Source organism: Ruoffia tabacinasalis (assembly GCF_042652985.1).
GTDB classification, from domain to species: Bacteria; Bacillota; Bacilli; order Lactobacillales; family Aerococcaceae; genus Ruoffia; species Ruoffia tabacinasalis.
In genome coordinates, this window is the sequence record NZ_JBHSHQ010000042.1 from 44,114 (window position 1) to 64,248 (window position 20,135).

The 20,135-nt window shown below is 35.3% G+C and carries 14 protein-coding genes and 2 pseudogenes; all 16 read left to right on the plus strand.

The genetic code is table 11. The features are described 5' to 3' along the window. The first annotated feature begins 635 nt into the window (after positions 1 to 635). The 16 genes and pseudogenes from glgB to ACFO5Y_RS07335 all read left to right on the plus strand — a co-directional run bounded on the left by glgB (position 636) and on the right by ACFO5Y_RS07335 (position 20,085). Positions 636 to 2,543 carry a 1,4-alpha-glucan branching protein GlgB gene (glgB, locus tag ACFO5Y_RS07260; RefSeq protein WP_197104690.1) on the plus strand — a complete coding sequence of 636 codons (1,908 nt, stop codon included), beginning with the start codon at positions 636 to 638 and terminating at the stop codon, positions 2,541 to 2,543. 71 nt (positions 2,544 to 2,614) lie between these two features. After that, positions 2,615 to 3,766 carry a glucose-1-phosphate adenylyltransferase gene (locus ACFO5Y_RS07265; protein WP_197104691.1) on the plus strand — a complete coding sequence of 384 codons (1,152 nt, stop codon included), beginning with the start codon at positions 2,615 to 2,617 and terminating at the stop codon, positions 3,764 to 3,766. Continuing rightward, entirely contained in the window at positions 3,750 to 4,898 is a 1,149-nt protein-coding gene (glgD, locus tag ACFO5Y_RS07270) for a glucose-1-phosphate adenylyltransferase subunit GlgD (RefSeq protein ID WP_231606900.1), read from the plus strand. Before ACFO5Y_RS07265 ends, glgD begins: the two co-directional genes overlap by 17 nt. A 10-nt stretch (positions 4,899 to 4,908) precedes the next feature. Next, complete coding sequence (gene glgA / locus ACFO5Y_RS07275) at positions 4,909 to 6,345, plus strand: glycogen synthase GlgA (RefSeq protein WP_197104692.1); 1,437 nt, start codon at positions 4,909 to 4,911, stop codon at positions 6,343 to 6,345. Positions 6,346 to 6,652: 307 nt separating this feature from the next. Further along, positions 6,653 to 8,779 carry a transglycosylase domain-containing protein gene (locus ACFO5Y_RS07280; RefSeq protein ID WP_197104693.1) on the plus strand — a complete coding sequence of 709 codons (2,127 nt, stop codon included), beginning with the start codon at positions 6,653 to 6,655 and terminating at the stop codon, positions 8,777 to 8,779. 124 nt (positions 8,780 to 8,903) lie between these two features. After that, positions 8,904 to 9,263 (plus strand): YlbF/YmcA family competence regulator, encoded by a 360-nt coding sequence (locus ACFO5Y_RS07285; protein ID WP_197104694.1) that lies wholly within the window; start codon positions 8,904 to 8,906, stop codon positions 9,261 to 9,263. Between the two features lie 119 nt (positions 9,264 to 9,382). Continuing rightward, positions 9,383 to 10,654 carry a metallophosphoesterase family protein gene (locus ACFO5Y_RS07290; RefSeq protein WP_197104695.1) on the plus strand — a complete coding sequence of 424 codons (1,272 nt, stop codon included), beginning with the start codon at positions 9,383 to 9,385 and terminating at the stop codon, positions 10,652 to 10,654. Further along, the gene (locus tag ACFO5Y_RS07295; RefSeq protein ID WP_197104696.1) at positions 10,644 to 13,529 is read left to right on the plus strand and encodes an ATP-binding protein; all 2,886 of its coding nucleotides are present in this window, start codon (positions 10,644 to 10,646) and stop codon (positions 13,527 to 13,529) included. Before ACFO5Y_RS07290 ends, ACFO5Y_RS07295 begins: the two co-directional genes overlap by 11 nt. A gap of 170 nt (positions 13,530 to 13,699) precedes the next feature. Continuing rightward, a complete protein-coding gene (locus tag ACFO5Y_RS07300; protein ID WP_197104697.1) occupies positions 13,700 to 14,647 on the plus strand; it encodes a 3'-5' exoribonuclease YhaM family protein in 948 nt (315 codons plus the stop codon). A 23-nt stretch (positions 14,648 to 14,670) separates the two neighbouring features. Further along, positions 14,671 to 15,237 (plus strand): SRPBCC domain-containing protein, encoded by a 567-nt coding sequence (locus ACFO5Y_RS07305; protein WP_197104698.1) that lies wholly within the window; start codon positions 14,671 to 14,673, stop codon positions 15,235 to 15,237. Positions 15,238 to 15,389: 152 nt separating this feature from the next. Next, positions 15,390 to 15,986 (plus strand): annotated as a pseudogene (locus ACFO5Y_RS07310) (type I restriction-modification system subunit M N-terminal domain-containing protein); the annotation flags it as partial. A gap of 197 nt (positions 15,987 to 16,183) precedes the next feature. Beyond that, a pseudogene (locus tag ACFO5Y_RS07315) lies at positions 16,184 to 16,591 on the plus strand (site-specific DNA-methyltransferase); the annotation flags it as partial. A gap of 71 nt (positions 16,592 to 16,662) precedes the next feature. Continuing rightward, entirely contained in the window at positions 16,663 to 17,109 is a 447-nt protein-coding gene (locus ACFO5Y_RS07320) for a hypothetical protein (protein ID WP_197104700.1), read from the plus strand. A 138-nt stretch (positions 17,110 to 17,247) separates the two neighbouring features. Next, the gene (locus ACFO5Y_RS07325; RefSeq protein WP_197104701.1) at positions 17,248 to 17,775 is read left to right on the plus strand and encodes a hypothetical protein; all 528 of its coding nucleotides are present in this window, start codon (positions 17,248 to 17,250) and stop codon (positions 17,773 to 17,775) included. 212 nt (positions 17,776 to 17,987) lie between these two features. Beyond that, entirely contained in the window at positions 17,988 to 19,544 is a 1,557-nt protein-coding gene (gene istA, locus ACFO5Y_RS07330; RefSeq protein ID WP_197104702.1) for an IS21 family transposase, read from the plus strand. Then, positions 19,534 to 20,085 (plus strand): ATP-binding protein, encoded by a 552-nt coding sequence (locus tag ACFO5Y_RS07335; RefSeq protein ID WP_197104703.1) that lies wholly within the window; start codon positions 19,534 to 19,536, stop codon positions 20,083 to 20,085. The genes istA and ACFO5Y_RS07335 overlap by 11 nt, the downstream gene beginning before the upstream one ends. Positions 20,086 to 20,135 lie beyond the last annotated feature (50 nt).

Below are 20,135 nucleotides of genomic sequence, written 5' to 3' on the forward strand. Positions count from 1 at the left end.
GACTGATAGATATTGTTTACTAACTTTATAAAGCGGGAATAAAATAAATAAAAAAGTATAAATGAAACAGCTTTCATCACCGAATTAAAATATTTTATGAAAACTTTAAGTGTATTAGTTAATTAAAACTCAAGATAAAATTAAATGAATGAGTATAAATAAAATAAAAAGGGACTTATTTAATCATAATCTAATTAAATAAGTCAAAAAAGTAATTGCTAAAAAATGATAATGCTATATAATAGTAATATGCGATGAGTCGAAAAGCGATCAGGTAGATTGCAAGGTGATATACTACTGATTAACATCAACGTCGGGAAGACGAGTATAGCAAGCTCTCTGCTGTGAACAGAGACTTCGATTAATTATATTAATTTCACCGTTCGAATAAAACCACGAAGAATTAATTCTTCGTGGTTTTTTTGTGCAATAAACGAATTTAATTGTTAAGAAAATGTAAATTTTCATTTTTTGATTAAATAAAAATGAGATATAGGTTATAATGAAAATATGAACAGTGTTAAATATATTTTATTGCAAAATATTGTTACGGGAGTTAATAGAATGATACAAAGTAAAGCGCTTTCATGTTATAATAAAACCATAGTACTAGATGCTAATAAGGAGGGGAGTTAATGAACAGTGAACTTGCCAAGGCTTCGAATTTTGAAAAAGATATTTATTATTTCAATCAAGGAACCCACAGACAAGCCTATAAATTTTTAGGAAGTCAGCGGGTTGAAGACGGCAGTAAGATTGGTTATCGATTTAATGTTTGGGCACCAAATGCGAAACAAGTGTTTATTCAAGGTGACTTTACAAATTGGAATCTGAAGGAATTAGAATATATTGATGGAGGCATTTGGTCAATATACTTTAATGAAGATTTAAAGGGTCAACATTACAAATATGGTATCGATAATGGTATCGGACATATTGAATACAAGATGGATCCATTTGCCTACCGACATGAGACGGCACCGAAAGATGCGTCAATTGTTTGGGATTTACCCAACTATGAGTGGAATGACTCAAATTGGATTAAAGATCAGCGTAAGAAGAACATACTAGAAGAACCTTTACAAATTTATGAGGTTCATTTTAGTTCTTGGCGTCAACATCCCGATGGAAGCGATTATAGTTTCCAAGAACTTGCTGAAACATTAATACCTTATGTTAAGAAGATGGGTTACACGCATATCGAATTAATGCCGTTAATGGATCACCCCTTAGATGCCTCTTGGGGTTATCAAATAACTGGATTTTATGCAGTATGTGGAAGATATGGAACTGTAGATGAATTACAAGAATTTGTTGATTATGCCCATCAAAACGGTATTGGTGTTCTTGTTGATTGGGTACCAGGGCATTATTCACGTAATTCAAACGGCTTATCATATTTTGATGGTACTCCAACTTTTGAATATGAAGATTTGAATAAAGCAAATAATGTTGGCTGGGGAACACTTAATTTTGACTTAGGAAGAACTCAAGTTCAAAGTTTCTTAATCTCCAACGCATTATTCTGGTTAAAAGAGTTCCACATAGATGGCATTCGAGTAGATGCCGTATCTAATATGCTTTACTTAGATTTTGATGAAGGACCGTGGACTCCGAATGAAGAAGGAACTAACATTAAGCTTGAAGGTGTTGATTTCTTACAGAAATTAAACACTGTTGTTCATGAAGAATGGCCCCAAGCGATCATGATGGCTGAGGAAAGTACTAACTGGAACGGCATCACAAAGAGTGTCGATGAAGGTGGCCTTGGGTTTGACTTTAAATGGAACATGGGGTGGATGAATGATACGTTGAAATTCTTTGAGATGGATCCGCTCTATCGACCAAAAAATTTAACGCTAATTACTTTTGTTTTCATGTATCAGTTAAATGAAAACTATATCCTTCCTTACTCGCATGATGAAGTTGTGCATGGTAAACATTCAATGTTAGGTAAGATTCAAGGAGACCGATACAATCAATTTGCAACATTAAGACTTATTCACGGCTATATGATGGCGCAACCTGGGAAAGTATTGCATTTCATGGGTAATGAAATTGGTCAATACTTAGAGTGGCGATATTATAATGAATTAGAGTGGATTGATTTGGAAAGAGAATTCAATCGAGAGTACCAACACTACATGAGTACTTTAAATCATTTAGGTCTTAAAGAAAAATCGCTGCATCAATTAGATCATTCCGTAGATGGGTTGACGGTATTAGATGCAGATAATTATGGCGAAGGTGTTTTAACCTTTATTAGACATAGTAAAAAAATAAATGATTTCTTAATAATCATTTGTAACTTCGTTCCTGTACAAAGAGAAGATGTTCGCATTGGCGTTCCATTCGAAGGTACTTATGAAGTTTTATTAAATTCAGAAATGAAAGAATTCGGTGGTACGTGGGTTGACCCAATACCAGATATAAAAACCGAAGCACTCGAAACAAATGACCAACCGTTTTCGATTAAGACGATTATTCCTGCTACTTCAGTCCTTTACATCCGTCCCAAACGTATTTCAGGCGTAAAGAAATAGGAAAGGAGATAGAATATTGGTTAACATAGTTAAACCGTCTCGCCAACGTTCAACAATATTCTAACTGTATAATGAAACATGAAATGATAGCAATGATTTTAGCTGGTGGACAAGGAACTCGATTAGGAGTTCTAACGAAGAATATCGCTAAACCAGCCGTACCTTTTGGTGGAAAGTATCGTATTATTGATTTTGCTTTAAGTAATTGTGCTAACTCTGGAGTTAAAAATGTTGGGGTTGTTACGCAATACCAACCATTAGAGTTAAATGAACATATCGGTAAAGGTGCTTCATGGGGCTTAAATAGCCGTAATGGTGGAGCAACCATTCTACAACCTTACTCTAGTTCAGATGGTGAGAAGTGGTTCAAAGGAACTGCGAACGCTATTTATCAAAACATTAGTTATATAGATTCTTTAAATCCTGAAAACGTCTTAATCTTATCAGGAGACCATATTTACAAGATGGATTACAGTGAAATGTACAATTTTCACGTTGAGAATAACGCGAGTTTAACAGTTGGGGTCATCCCAGTTGATATGAGCGAAGCATCACGTTTCGGAATTATGAATACCGATCATAGTAATCGCATTATCGAATTCGAAGAAAAACCAGCAGAGCCAAAGAGCAACTTAGCTTCAATGGGTATTTATATCTTTGACTGGCCAACACTTCGTAGATATTTAGTGAATGATTCAACTAAAGACCGTGTATTAGAAGACTTTGGTCATGATGTTATCCCAACTTATTTAGATAATGCTGAGAACTGTTTCGCTTATTCATTCGAGGGTTACTGGAAAGATGTAGGAACAATTGAAAGTCTATGGGAAGCGAATATGGAATATTTAAATCCTGATCATCCATTAAATGAAACGCGAAATTCTTGGAGAGTCTACACATCAAATAAAGTAACGGGTGCTCAGTTCTTAACTGAAGATGCAGAAATTTCGAATGTTTTAATTGTAGACGGAAGTTATGTAGCAGGTAAAGTGTCAGATTCAATTATTTCACAAGACGTAACCGTTTCTCATGGTACTACAGTATCAAATTCAGTCATTATGTCTAACGCTGTCATTGGAGAAAACTGTGAGATAGATTACGCAATCATTGGTGAAGGTGCAGTGATCGCAGACGGAGCGAAAGTTGTTGGAACAAGAGATGAAATTGCTGTAGTTGGATTTTATGATAAGGTAGGAGGCCCAAAGAATGATGGCGAAAAATAATATTTGTGCAATTATAAACTTAACGGAAGATGCAACTAAATTAAAACCCTTAACAAACAATCGTCCTATCGCTGGATTACCATTCGCAGGACGTTACCGTATTATTGACTTTATGCTTTCAGACTTAGCATATGCTGAGATTGATTCGGTAGGATTATTTATTGGTGAGTCTGGTCGTTCTATTTATGACCACGTTCGCTCAGGAGCAGCTTGGGATTTACAATCTGAAGTCAGTGGAGGTATTTTTACTTTCTCACACCAAGATTGGAAGAGAAGTCATCCAAAATCTGATGAAAATGAAGATTTTTATTATAACCACCGCTTATTCTTAGAAAGATCAAAAGCAGAATACGTCTTCGTTGCCGGAAGTAAAATTATTGCAAACGTAGATATTCGTGCAATTAGACAACAACATATTCAAAATGACCGTGATATTACAGTTGTCTACAAACATTTTGATGAAAATCAAATCTCTGACGATGAAATGTTAGCACATGGTATTGTCTTTAATGGCGATGAGATCGAGAAATTCACAGACTATGTCGTACCAAGTCAAGAAGGGAAAGTAAATCTTGGTTTAAATATGTACTTCATAAGTGTTGATAAGATGTTAAGTATCTTAGATCAAGCTACTGAAGATGAAGTTTATCTAGAACTTAATGAATTATTACAACATTATGCGACAGCTTGTTCATTAAACGGATTTGAATATACTGGTTACGCTTCAAATATTGATACAATTGATAAATACTACAAAGCGAATATGGATTTATTAAGTTTCCCAACTTTTTCTTCATTATTCCAAACGAGCATTCCGATTTTAACAAAATCAAAACATGGTTCACCAACATATTATGCACCTGAATCAGTAGTAAGAGAATCATTTGTTGGTAGTGATACTTTTATCAAAGGAACAGTTAAACGTTCGGTATTAAACCGTCGTGTCGTTGTTGAAAGTGATGCGCTTGTTCTTAACAGTATCCTTTTACAAGGTACTAAAGTTGGTGAAGGTGCTCAAATCGAATATGCCATCATCGATAAGAATACGGTTGTGGAACCAGGTGCTAAAATTATTGGAACACCCGATGATATTAAAGTTATTGGTAAAAATTCACACGTATTAGCAGACTAGGAGGGTAAAAATGAAGGTTTTATTTGCTTCAGCGGAAGCAGCACCATTCTTTAAGTCTGGAGGACTAGGGGATGTTGCTGCGGCATTACCTAAGGAATTAGTCAAACAAGGCGTTGATATTCGAGTTGTATTACCGAATTACACAAAAATGCCAGAAAAATACAAAAGCCAATTAGAGGAGCATTCTCATTTCCGTTTTCAATTAGGAAATAAAAATGTATACTGCGGAATCAAAACATTAAAACATGACAATGTCATGTACTACTTTATAGATAATTTAAGTTATTTTGATCGACCAGATTTATACGGTGAGTGGGATGATGGCGAGCGCTTTGCTTACTTCTCAACCGCAATTATAGAAATGATGGAAGTAGTAGACTTCATTCCAGATATTGTGCACTGTAATGATTGGCAAACAGCAATGATACCAGCCATGTTAGTGGATAGATATCATTGGAAGAATGCCTTGAAGTCAATTCGTAAAGTGATTACGATTCATAATATTCGCTTCCAAGGAATTTATGATCCAAATATATTAACGAATGTCTTTGGGACAAGTTATAACACTTTTACGGATGACGGCGTTAAATATAATGAATTAGTTAACTATCTAAAAGGTGGAATTAATTTCTCTGATCGTGTAACAACCGTCAGCCCAACTTACGCGAATGAAATTACGACACCTGAATTTGGTGAAGGTTTAGACGCTGTGATTCGTCATAATCGTTGGAAATTACGTGGGATTATTAATGGTATTGACTATGATTCAAACAATCCAGAAACTGATCCACTTATTCCACATCATTTTTCAATTGAAGATATGTCAGGGAAAACTAAGAATAAACTTGAACTTCAACGACGTTTAGGTTTACCAGAGAATCCTGATGTACCAATCATTGGAATGGTAAGTCGTTTAACAGATCAAAAAGGCTTCCAGTTAATCGAAGAAAAATTGAATGACTTACTTCAACAAGATGTTCAAGTCGTCTTACTTGGTACGGGTGAAGAACAATTTGAAAACTCGTTTAGATATTTTGAAGAAGTTTACCGCGATAAGATGCGTTCTTGCATTATGTTTGATGTCGAGCTAGCTCAAATGATTTATGCGAGTTCGGATATGTTCTTAATGCCAAGTGCGTTTGAACCTTGTGGTTTATCACAGATGATGGCCATGAGATATGGGACTTTACCAATCGTTCACGAAACTGGTGGCCTTGTAGATACTGTTCAGGCATATAATCAATTCACTGGTGAAGGGACTGGGTTCAGCTTCTCGCCATTTAATGCTCAAACGATGATAGATGTAATTAATTTAGCCTTACATATCTACCGCAATGATAAAGAAACTTGGAACCAGCTAGTAGAGCAAGCAATGAAGAGTGACTTTAGTTGGGAAGGCCCAGCTCGAGACTATATTAAATTATATGAAGAATTACTCAATGAATAATTAAATGAATAAAACTACTGGATATCTTGTTTGTATCCAGTAGTTTTTTGTTATGCAATAATTGCATAGGCAATTTCAAAAGTTATCAAATATCTTAAAAGTGGTATACCTATTAAAGATAGCGAATATTTCATTTATTTTTCACACTTATTGCTTATAATGTCCTTAAGTTAAATTAGTGTAATCTGACTTGTCTTGCTGAAATTTATCTATATAATAAGTAAAGTTATCAGTCCTTAGGCTGATAACAATTAAGTAAGATAATACTATATTAATTTATACAATAAAAAATGAAAGGAGGCAAACTATGGAAGAAAATAACAATCAACCAACGAGACCGACGAGAAAAAGTAATACGACCTGGGACAAAGTAAAATCCATGTGGCAATATTACCGTGGTTGGAAATGGTTAATCTTTATTGGCTTAACGTTTGCCTTACTGTTATCAAGTTATTCTGTTCTTATTGCTAAGACAACGAGTGTCGCAACTTTGCAAGAAGGACTCATGTCTCAAACAACTATTTATGCTTATGATGATACAAGTGCTGGTACTTTAATGGCCCAAAAAGGGACCTATGTACCTTTAGAACAAATCTCGCCCCAGATGCGAGAAACATTAGTTGCCGTTGAGGATAAACGCTTTTACGAACATAATGGTTTCGATACGATTGGTATTGGACGAGCCTTCGTTAGGTTATTAATTAATCGAGATACGAGTGGCGGTGGAGGGAGTACAATTACCCAACAATTGGTGAAGAATGCCTTCTTAACGCTCGATCAAACTTTCCAACGGAAGATTAAAGAACTCTTTCTATCTATAGAAGTTGAAAAGCATTATACAAAAGATCAAATCTTAGAAATGTATTTAAACAATTCCTATTATGGTAACGGAGTTTGGGGGATTGAGGATGCTTCTCAGAAATACTTTGGACATCCAGCTTCGCAACTTAACTATAATGAAAGTATGGTCCTAACCGGTACGCTAAAAGGGCCATCGATATTTAATCCGATCGATGACTATGAGGCGGCGATTGAAAGACGGAATGTAGTGGCCCAATTGATGGCTTCTGATAATGTCATCTCCCAAGAAGATGCCAATGCCATTATGGCTGAAGGAATATATCTTTATGATAATTACTATGTCGAGGATAGTTACACTTATCCCTATTACTTCGATGGTGTCATTAATGAAGCAGTGGCAGTGACTGATATTCCAGAAGATGATTTATTATCAAAAGGTTATAAAATATATACGAATTTAAATCCTGCATATCAAAATGCCATTGACAGTTCATATGATAATACATGGATATTTCCAGATGATGGCACAGGTGAACCATTAGTTCAAAGTGCAAGTGTCGTTATTGATCCAAATACAGGTGGGATTATGGCAGTCTACGGTGGCCGAGGTGACTATGTCTACCGCGGCTTTAACCGCGCAACGGACATGAACCGCTTACCAGGCTCAACACTTAAACCAATGGCTGTATATGTACCCGCTTTAGAGAAAGGTTACAATATGCATTCAATCGTTCCGGATGTCGTGGAAGGTCATGGTGCGAATGATTATGCGCCAAATAATTATAATAATTATACGGAACCAGGTGGAGAAACTGAATTGTACTATGCCTTAGCGCAAAGTAAGAATACAACAGCAGTCCACTTAATGGATGAAATTGGAATTAGTGAATCGGTCAGAAAATTAAGACAATTTGGTATTAATGTCCCGCAAGAGAATCAAGATTTATCCTTAGCACTTGGAGTTATTAATCCAGGGCTTTCACCACTTCAAATAGCGAATGCATATTCAGCCTTTGCTAATGAAGGTATTCGTTATGAAAGTAGTTTTATTCGTCGAATTGAAGATGCAACGGGACGAGAGGTCTACAACAATGAATCACCAACGAAACATATGGTAATGACTTCTAATGTCGCTGCAGATATGACAAGTATGATGCTAGATACTTATGGCGGGTACGGGACCGGTTATGGATCCGGGCCAGATTATGGTATGTTAGCTGGTAAAACTGGAAGTACCGAAGTAGCAGAAGGAAATATGGATACACGTGATCGATGGATGGTTGGTTACACACCAGACTTTGTCGTCGTGTCATGGTCAGGTTTAGACGAAGTAGACGTCGAAGGCCAACCGTCTTTAGATGAACTAATGCCAACTGGTATGGGTGCCTTATTCAATCTTCAGACAACCGCACTAATGAATCAATCACCACAGACGCCTTTCGATGTCACTTATGCGTCACAAACTCAAGAGTCTACAAACATTGTGGAGAATGCGAATAATTGGCAAGAACAAGCAACGTACTTCCTGAATGATGCGGGTGAGTTTATTTCCGAACACGGAGGTAATTTACTTGATGAGGTGGGTAGAATTGGGTCAAATGTCGTTGAGGAAGTTTCGGGATGGATAAACTAGTTAATTTTGTTTTGAAAATGCGTCTTTGTAACTTTCAAATTAATTCAGATTTATAACCGTTTCTGGTAGTAAAGAGAGTCTAATTTTGCTAATATTAAGATAGAAGTTAAGAAGGAGAGAGATTATGACAGAAAATAACAATATTTATGATACTGCGAATCAATTGGAGCGCGACTTAAGAGCATTACCAGCATATAATGATTTAAAAGAATCAGTTGCTGCCATTGAAGCGAACGATGAGAGTCGTGAGTTATTCAAAGAATTCCGCGCGATTTCGCAACAATTACAACAGAAACAAATGCAAGGTGAAGCACCTACAGAAGAAGAGATTGCAAACATTCAAGCAATGTCTGTTAAAGTTCAAGAAGATGAGAACATTAACCGTTTAATGGCTAGTGAGCAACAAGTAAGCCAAACGATTAATGACATCAACCAAATCATTACGAAGCCATTAAATGAAGTTTACCAAAACATGAGCCAGTAATTATTTGCTGAACTTTATTGCCAGCTGGAAGTTTTCGAGACGATCGATGCTTTTGGCTGGTTTTCTTTACGTAAATTTTCTCTCTTATATAAAACTATTCAATGAAAGGAGCAAACAAGATGAAATTATTGCACGTCAGCGATTTACACTTAGATAGTCCCTTTGCAGGATTAGGGAATGAGTCTCCACAACTACAGAAAGAGTTAATCAATGCCCCGTTTAAAGCGTTTGAACGCTGTGTGAGTATTGCCATTAATGAAGACGTCGATACGATGTTAATTTCTGGCGATATTTATAACAGTGAGCGACAATCCATCGTCGCTCAGCATTTTTTTATGAAACAAATGGAACGATTAGACAAAGTGAACATTCCAGTTGTACTAATTCATGGAAATCATGACTATATTCGACCTGATAAAGCGCGCATGGTCTATCCCGACAATGTGCATGCTTTAGATTCGCGCCAAGTATCGAGTTATGAATTTAATCTAGCAGATGGCCGATTAGTTCAAATACATGGTTTTAGTTATACAACGAAATGGATTCACGAACGAGTGATTAATGCTTATCCAATTAATAATAATCCAGATGCTTTTAGTATTGGGCTATTACATGGAGCTTTAGAAGGAATTGAATCAGATTCAGGAAATTATGCTCCTTTTAGTATCGAGGAGTTACTCTCAAAAAACTATGATTATTGGGCTTTGGGACATATTCATAAAGCTGAAGTGATGAACCAAGAACCATTAATTCAATATGCTGGGACAATTCAAGGCCGTCATATTAATGAAACAGGCGATAAAGGTTGCTATATCGTTGAATTAGAGAAGGGTCAAAAAACGAAAAACACGTTTTACTCTCTCGCTTCAATTGTTTGGGAAAATGCTAAATTAGAGTGCGAATCTGATTGGCAAGCGAATGATATTATTGAAGAATTACAACAAATCAGGGCTAATTTCCAAGACGAAGCGAACGCTAACCAACAAACTTACTTTATTCATGTGGAGTTAACTCAAGCCCAAAGACTTGACCCACTACTTCTTGAACAAATTCAAGATGGCGAATTTTTCCAAGTCTTAGACCAAGATTATCACGAAAGTCCATTTGTACTCATTCATCGAATGACACCCAAATTAAATGTATCTTTAGATGTCTTTCATTTTGATCCAGGTTTGGAGGAAAGTTTTAATAAAGTGGTGGTAGAATTAGAAGAGGGCGACCGCTTTAAGACAGTCGTATCTGATTTGTATCAACATCCACTAATTAAACGTCACTTTAACTTAGAACATGATGAATCCTTACAGGAAGATATGATTTATTCTGCTCGACAATTAATAGCACAAATGATCGGGCTAGATAAAGAGACGGAGGATGAGACTCATGAGAATTAAAACATTAGATATTTATGGATATGGCCGTTGGATTAACCAAAAGTTTGATATTAACGATGACATTCAATTGTTCTATGGCCGTAATGAGTCAGGTAAATCAACTTTACAATCATTTATTCGTTCGATTCTCTTCGGTTTTCCAAGTCGACGTAAAAAAGTAAACCAACCTAATCGTTATGAACCTAAGAATAGTGACGTATACGGTGGACGCATTCTGTTAACAGAAACAATCTATGGTGATGTTTGGATCGAAAGAACGGATAAAGAATTGAAACTTTATACAGATTCAGGCGAAGAATTAGCTATATCTAAACTGAATGAAATATTAGGTGGCTTAGACGAGTCATTATTTGATAACTTTTATGCTTTTAACTTAGCAAATTTACAAGAATTAGCGAATGTTGGTGCGGATCAGTTAAATGATTACTTTCTAAGTATTGGAACCCTTGGAAGCGATAAGTTCTTAAGCATCTCTAAGGATCTTGAGAAACAAACGGATGAATTATTCAAACCTAGGGGAGTTAAACCTGAACTAAACCGTCTGCTTAATGATTATGATCTTCTTTCTGAACAAGCCAATGAAGCTAAAAGAAACACGGGACGCTACAATGATTTAACTAGACGTCGGGACCAAATTGATGTTGTCATCAAAGAAACAAATCAACAACTCAATCAAGTTGAACAAGACATACGAGAAAAAGATAAACTCATCTCGCGTTATGACACTTACTTGAAACTCAAAGCGACAGAGAAAGCCTTACAGGGACTTGTATTTACGACTATTCCTGAGAACGCTCCAAAGAAATTGAAAGATAATGTGGACTCCATCCAAAACTTGGAGGAAGAGAATACAGCCTTAACAGAACGTATCTCTCACATTCAAAACGATTTAGGCCAGCTAACACGATTTAATTGGGCGAATAATCATGAACAAGACCGTAAGAAATGGTTATCTCATACAGAGCAAATTAAAGAAGTTCAAACCAAATTTGAGCAAATGAATCAGCGTATTCATGAAACAAACGAATCTATGACTCAATTAGCGGTAAAAGGACAATTCTATCCAGAAAAGATTGAGAACAGCCAAGCTTATGAAGAAAAAGTTGAAAAAGGCTTAATCATCCAAACAAAATTAATCGACAGCAATTCTGAAATTGAAACCATTCGAATTCAACGTAAGATGCTTTTAGAACAGAGGAAAAATCTGCAAAATAAAAGCGCAAACTTGCGTCAAAATGTGGCGAAGATTGAGAATCAGCGTGTAAATGAGGAAGAAATTCTAATTCAAAATACACGATTATCAGAGTACTTTAAAGGTTTAACACTGTTAGTTGTTGGGCTCATTGTCGTATTCTTCAATTTAGTTAATGAAGCAAGTATGGCGAATATAATATTCTGGTTAGGTGTGTTTATGACCATTATCGGAATTGCGTCAATGTCTTATGTGTTTATAAAACACCGTAACTTAATGAATGAGTTTAATAATAGTCCAGTCCTCGATCGAGCAAACCAGTTGAAAGAAGAAGAGAAACAAGTGAGTGAGCAAAGTCGTGAACTTGGTACAGAAATCAATGAAAAAGAAGATACAATTAATGAATTAGAAGAAGCTAAAGCTGAAATTGTAAAAGATCAAAATCATTGGTTAACTGAGATTGGCTTTTATCCAACAGCTGATCCAGAATGGATTCTAAAGACAAATCCAGTGAAAAGCTACTTCTCTGAGATGGAAAAACGCGAGACTTATGAAGCAGAATTGGCCAAATTAGCATCGCAAATTGAAGATTGGAAAGATGCAATCTCGCCACTTCTAGAACGATTCCCAGCCAAGGATGTAACTACGCGCGTGTTAATTCGTCACGTGGAAGAAGTTGAAGCGTCATTAATTCAAGCTCAACAAAGAGGGAATAGCTTGAAGGAGCGTTTAGTTGAGGCTAGAGAACGCATTGAGAAAAACAAAGACAAAATTGACGCACGACAAGTTGAGATTCAAGACATCTATAATAAGACGGATGTGACAAACCGTTTAGAATTTGAACAACGAGTGTCAATTAACCAAGAAATTGAAGACTTAACGAATAAGAAAGAACTATATAAAGAACAAATTACTGGCTTCGAAGATGATTTAGCTTCGATTGAAAGTAAACAAAGTCTTAACGAGTCATTCCATGAATCAGAACGTGAACATACAATTCTCAAAGGGAAGTTAGATCCTAATATTCGTGAAAGAGCGAATCTCGTAGTTGAGATTCAACAACTTGAACAAGATGGTACTTTCCAAGAATTATCACAACAACTTGAGAATAAAAAGACTGAAATTCTTGAAGTGATTCAAGAATGGGGAACAAAACGTCTAGCAATGGATATAATTAATCAAACACTTCGTAAAGGTCTGGATAACCCAGTCAATGAGATGAATGATATTGCTGATCGCATCTTTAATATCTTAAGTTTCAGTCGCTATACACAAATTAAGATGAACAAGAAAGATATTAAAGTAAAACAATTTAGTGACGTTTTATTCTCGCCACACGAATTGTCACAAGGTACCTTGGAGCAATTATATGTTGCCTTAAGATTAGCCTTTGTCATTAGTGCTCAAAGAATGATTAAGATGCCAATCATCATTGATGATGCCTTTGTAAACTTTGACGAATTCCGTAAGACTAGCATGTATAAAGTGCTTCAAGATATTAGTGAAGACATACAAGTGCTATTCTTTACCTTTGATCAGCAAGCCAATGAAACATTCCATCCGAAATTTATTATTAATCTAGAGGAGATTAACTCGATTGATTTACCTAATGAGAACACTCAAGATTATAAAGAAGCTTTGGATGAATCAATGGAAGCAGCAAAGGAAGAAGTATCTGAATAAAAGGTTAAATTAGACAAGTCAGTATCTGAGTCTTTAAATAATAATGAATTCATTATTATTTAAGGGCTCGGATATTTTTTTATCAGTATAATATGATAGAATAAAAGAGTGATTATTATGTATATCTGTTTAACATAACTAGATGTTTTATATATACAAGGAGGTATATTGTGGCACAATTATTTGAAATTAAAAACGGAGAACAATTCGGTATTTTTGTTCTAATTAAAGCAGCGGATATTCGTACAGCGCGTAATGGGAAACCATTCATAGCCTTTCGATTCCAAGACCGTTCAGGTTCAATGGACGGGATGTTCTGGTCAGCAACTGAAGAAGAAGTGAACTTATACCAAGCAGGTAAAGTAGTATTCCTTAGAGGTAAGCGTGATACTTACCAAGGAACACCGCAAGTAAAGATTGAATCAATGCGTCTTGCTGAAGCAGGTGAGCCAGATGATCCTACGCTTTATGTTGAGAAAGTAAATGTAAAACGTGAAGATTTAGAAGCAGAACTAGATGATGCGTTATTATTAATAACTGAGGCAAACATTGCACGTGTCGTTCGTAAAATTATTCATCAAACTCAGGAAGACTTCTTTGTCCATCCTGCAGCGAAACGATTACACCATGCGATGGCAGGTGGACTAAGTTTCCATACATTATCAATGGTTAAAATCGCGCGTAATTTATTATCGATTTATCCACAACTGAATCCAAGTTTATTAATTGGAGGAATTATCCTTCATGATATTGGTAAAACCGTTGAATTAAGTGGAGCGATTTCAACAGAATATACCCTTAAAGGGAAAATGATGGGACACATCGTCATCATCTCAGAGATGATTGATCGCGCATGTGCTGAAATTGGCATTGATCCTGAGAATGAATCAATCTTATTACTTAAACACGTCGTATTAGCTCACCATGGTAAAATGGAATTTGGTAGTCCAGTCTTACCGCAATTACTAGAAGCTGAGTTAATTCACTATATTGACGATATGGACGCGAAAATCAACATGATTACTGAAGTGCTAGATAAGACTGAGCCAGGCGAATTTACATCACAAATCTTTGCACTAGACCGCCGTCAAATCTATAAACCTAAATTCCAAAAATAATCTAAAGAGAAAAGAGAGATAATATGGATTCACATAAAGACGAACATGCACATGAACATGGCCATGATCACGGTCACGACCACCATCATCACTCTGAATTAGATCATTTAACACATAATCATGGTATAGACATTGTATTACAAGGTGAGTTAAAAGCTAATATTGAGCGAGTTTGGGAAGTGTTAACATCGAATGAATACGTCAAACAATGGTTCCCAGAACTTGAATTTGAATCACTAAAAGCTGGCGGGAAGTTGATGTTTGATTCAGGCGACATGCATCTAGATATGATGATTTATGATGTTGAAGTGCCGTCTCACTTGTCATTTGAATGGGGAGAAGGAAACATCGTAACTTTTGACCTTGTTAGCAATGATGACTTAACGACGCAACTGAATTATACTCAATGGATTCATCATATTGATGAAGAACATAGTCCGAAAGATGTGACGGGTTGGTTAATCTGTATGCAAAAAATTGCTGCGATTATTGATAACAAACCTATTCCAGATACAATGGAGTTATACAATGAGTATTACGATGAAGTAGAACAGTTGATAAAAGAACAAACATCGACTGAGTTTGAATAGAGATTATTTAAGAAGTGTTGTAGCTAATGTACAACACTTCTTTTTTATGACTATTTTTATGAACAACTTATGTATAGGAAAATTAAAATTCTATGATATACTTAGAATAGTTTCGCTTTAACACAGCGTAAGTTAAATTAGAACGGAGAATCATGATGGAAAAGTCAAATTCGCAAAGTTTATACCAAGCATTATGGAATTCAGCTGATATATTAAGATCTAAAATGGATGCCAATGAATACAAATCATACTTATTGGGTCTTGTCTTTTATAAGTATTTATCTGATAGAATGTTAGTACATTCTACAGAGTTACTAGAAGAAGAGTCACATGATTTAGAAAAAGCTCAGTTGATTTATGCTAACGCATATAAAGATGCGGACACCCACGAAGATCTAAGGGAAGCATTGAAAGATGATATTGCCTATGACATTAAACCAGAGCTAACTTTCTCTGCACTTATTGATGAAATTAACAATAATACATTCCAACGAGAGCATCTACAACAAGGATTAAGAGACATTGAGCAATCAAACCCTATCTTTGAAGACTTATTTGAAGATATTGATTTAAACTCAAGAAAGCTAGGACCTAATCCTCAGAAACAAAACCAAACAATTTCATTATTAATGAAAGAACTCGCTGATTTAAATCTTGTTGATTATGACGGAGATGCGCTCGGAGATGCATATGAGTACCTAATTGGTCAATTCGCTTCAGAATCAGGGAAGAAAGCGGGAGAATTCTACATATCATAACTATTAGTAATGTTCATAAAAAGTAGCTATAATCTGAACACTTTTGCCAATACTCCAAAATTGGTTAGTACTTAAAACAACAACATTATACTTACAAAAGATATTAGTTAACGCATTTTAAAATTAAATTATGATGGTTACCTAAATTAGTAGGTCGATAAAATTTTCATTTGAAAGAAGGTAATAGTATGGGGAAAATTGAACCAAGAATATTTGATGAATTGAAAAAAATTCTCACTTCATTTGGCGATAAGTATTTTGTGAGTGAAGAATTAAATCGTTCTAAATTATCCGATGATTTGCGCAATTATGATGAAGCCTTACTTAGTAAATTATTTGAGGTAGAGTACATTAAACAACATTTCTTCATTGAAGTTGCTGGACAAAAATTATTTCAAATTGAACAGCTAGAAGAAGCTATTCTTTACAATGATTATTGGGATACAAGCTATACAAAATATGAAAATCGTATTGGATTAACGACTAATGGAAAATTTCTTCAAGATAGTCAAGATGTAATATTAGATTTTCCTTTTAAGGATAGTGTGCTAACCGCATCTATGACGAAAGATGATGATGAAAATGGTATTGAAGAAGTGCTTCAAGCACATCCCAATTTGTTATCAATCATTGAGAACTACGGTAAAATAGAGCAGGAGATTATTGAATGGACAAATATAAAGGTATAAGTGAAGAGCTCGAGAGTATTGGACATAACTTTGAAGAGCAGAAAAAAAGAACTCAGTCTTATTTATATGATATTTATAACTATAAAAATATAATTATCCAAGAAATCAAAGAATCCTCTGAAAAATTGGGAAAACAATACTTTTCTATATCTGATGTTGCCGAAAAAATAGACTGCTCAAGAACTACTATTTATCAGAATGTAATTTTAAAAGAATATATAGAGAGTATAAATACAGAGTTAGAGGCACTAAATCCTTATGAACAAATCCAGAATCTAAAAGAAGAAATATCATATTTGAATAAAATTATAGATAAAATGAAAATTCGTGATACAGAAATCTTACTTTTAAAAAAGGAAAATAAGGATTTAAGGGAACAATATACATCAAATAGAAATAATATGGTCTCAATTGATAAGGATTGAAACCTAAAGTAGCTGAAATTATGCTGCTACTTTTTATAAATAATGCTAAAAGTTATTACAACTACAATCATAAATTAGGCTATTCATTCCATGTTATGGTATTGTCTTATAAGATACAAGATTATAAGGAGATTAATAGTGAATAAATTTGATCTTACAGACTGGATGTTAACGGTTGATATAGAAATTGATGAAGATGAATATGCCCAGGGTATATATATTGACTGGGATGGTTTTAGAATTAAACATGAAATAGATCTTTTATTATATTTTGATATAGAAATACCTTGGGAAGAAGATTTATCTTTATCGGAGTATATGAACTTTCTAGATCAAGATGTATTTAATGATACTACCATTGTTGATGATTTTGGTTTAAATAACTTAGAAATGATTAATCAGGCAGATACAAATTCGGAAACGCGCATTAAATTTCTAGAACGCAGCCACAATAACTCTAGTAAACTTGTTTCAGCAATTTTTGATTATTTTGAAGTACCATCAGGAATAGACTATGAAATTAATCGTGATTATTATTACGAAATTTATAAAAAGAATCCATTAAATTTAGCTAGTTATGAGCGAACAATAAATGAAATTTATGAAAAAGTAAGAAATACTGTAGATAGTCTAACAAAAAATCACTTATACTTTCTTCATTTATAGTTACCGAAAGTTTACTGAAATCTACTATTTCATTTAAAGTTGACTACCGCCAGCGAAATGTACCAGCGTTGCCAAGTTTTGTACCACCCTTTGCCATGAAATGTACCAGTCATTGCCAACCTGTTTACCACTTATTAACTTCTGTATAATTAATGTGCATGCCTACGGCATTTAAGCCTAAAGCATGACATTTATTATATGGAGGTTTTTTTATGTTCCAATATAGGAAAGTATTGGAGATGAGGTCTGATGGTTTTTCTCTTCGAAGTATTCGTGCAGCTACTGGTCACTCAAGACAAAAAATAACGGAAGTCATTCGACTTGCGGAAAAAAAGGAGGTGACACTGCCGTTAACAGATGAGATGACAGATAAATGGCTAGAAGAGTTTTTGTATCCTGAAAAGACGATGGAAGGATCAGGTTACCGACCGATTGACTTTGAATACATTCACAAAGAGTTGGGAAAGAAGAATGTCACTTTAACACTGCTTCATCATGAATATGAAGTGCAGTGTCGAGCAGAAAACGCTATTCCCTATGCCTATCGCAGTTTCATTCGTCATTATAGAAAATATGCAGAAAAACATAAGGCAACGATGCGAATCAAACGAAAGCCAGGAGAAATTTTAGAAGTCGACTGGGCTGGATCTACCGGCACTTTAATTGACCGAGATACTGGTGAGCAGGTGAAAGTCTATGTATTCGTAGCGACATTTCCTAGTAGTCAATTGTCCTACGTTGAAGGTTTTTTATCAATGAACTTAACGTCTTGGATCACAGCCCATAGACATGCTTACGACTATTTTGGGGGTGTGAGTGAAGTTCTAGTCCCTGACAACTTAAAAACAGGGGTTCAGGAAAATACGCGAAAGCAATTAGTACTAAACCCTACTTATAAAGATATGGCGAATCATTACGGCACATTCGTGATGCCAGCTCGAGTAAAATATCCAAAGGATAAAGCTTCAGTAGAAGGGTCTGTACGCACAATCTCGACTTGGATTATCGCTGCCATGAGGCACACTCAATGCTTCACTTTAAAGGAATGGAATGACGTTGCCAAAGAAAAATTAGAAGAGTTCAATCATCGTGATTTTACGAAGCGTGAAGGTTCCAGATGGTCAGCATTTTTAGAAGAAGAGAAATCGTACCTTTCTCCTCTCCCACCAACACCTTATCAGATGTCTGAATGGTTAACCGCCAAAGTTCAACCAGACTATCATATCTCTGTTAAAAGTCAGTTTTATTCTGTTCCTTATGAATATATCAGTCAACAGGTAGATGTGAGAGTTACAGATCATCTTATTGAAGTATTCTACAATCATTTGAGAATCACTTCTCATTCACGATTATATGGGAAATATGGCAGGCAGTCCACTAACCGAGATCATATGCCAGAGAACCATAAATTATATACGGATCAAACCCCACAAAATGCCATTGCATGGGCAAAAGATATTGGACGATCTACCTTACAAGTGGTCGAATTAATTCTAAAAAACGCTGCCGTTGAACGACAAGGTGTTCAGTCCATTTTCACTCTTAAGAAAGTGTTACGCAAACACACAAAGTATGAATTGGAAAAAGCCTGCCAGACGGTACTGGACGTCACAGAAAGACCGACGGTCTCTCTTGTTAAAACAGCCCTTAAAAATAACCAGAAGCAGATAAAAGAAGAACAAATGAAGAAAGCAGTAGATAAATTAACTCAGAACCATGGATTCACCCGTGGGGCTAGCTACTATGGAGGACGTTTAAATGATGAATGAAGATACGATAACAAAGTTGATTGAAATGAAAATGAGTGGCATGGCAGAGGCCTATAAGCAACAGGCACAAAACAAGCAATATAACGATTTGGGCTTCGAAGATCGCTTTAAGCTTTTAGTAGACAGCGAACATTCTCGTCGCAAAAGTAATAAGCTTCAACGCTTAATAAGGCAAGCTGCATTCGAAGTTCCTTCAGCATCAATTGAGGAGATTCAATATTTCGAAGACCGACGGTTACCAAAAGAAGAGATCTTACGCTTAGCTTCTGGGTTGTACTTAGAAAATAAGAATAACATCATTCTAATGGGAGCAACTGGGGCTGGGAAAACCTACTTAGCCTGTGCCTTTGGTATAGCTGCTTGTCGTCAATTTTATAAAGTACAGTATGTTCGCCTACCTGAACTTCTAGATGAGTTTAAAATAGCAAAAAATCAACCAGATGACAGCTATAAGAAATTAATGCGTAAGTATACGAAGAAAGAACTACTCATTATTGATGAATTATGGAAAGATTTACATAATTCATCTTATGAGAAGTAATTAATTATGTTAAGTTAAGCGATGAAATATTAGTTTCACCGCTTAACCAA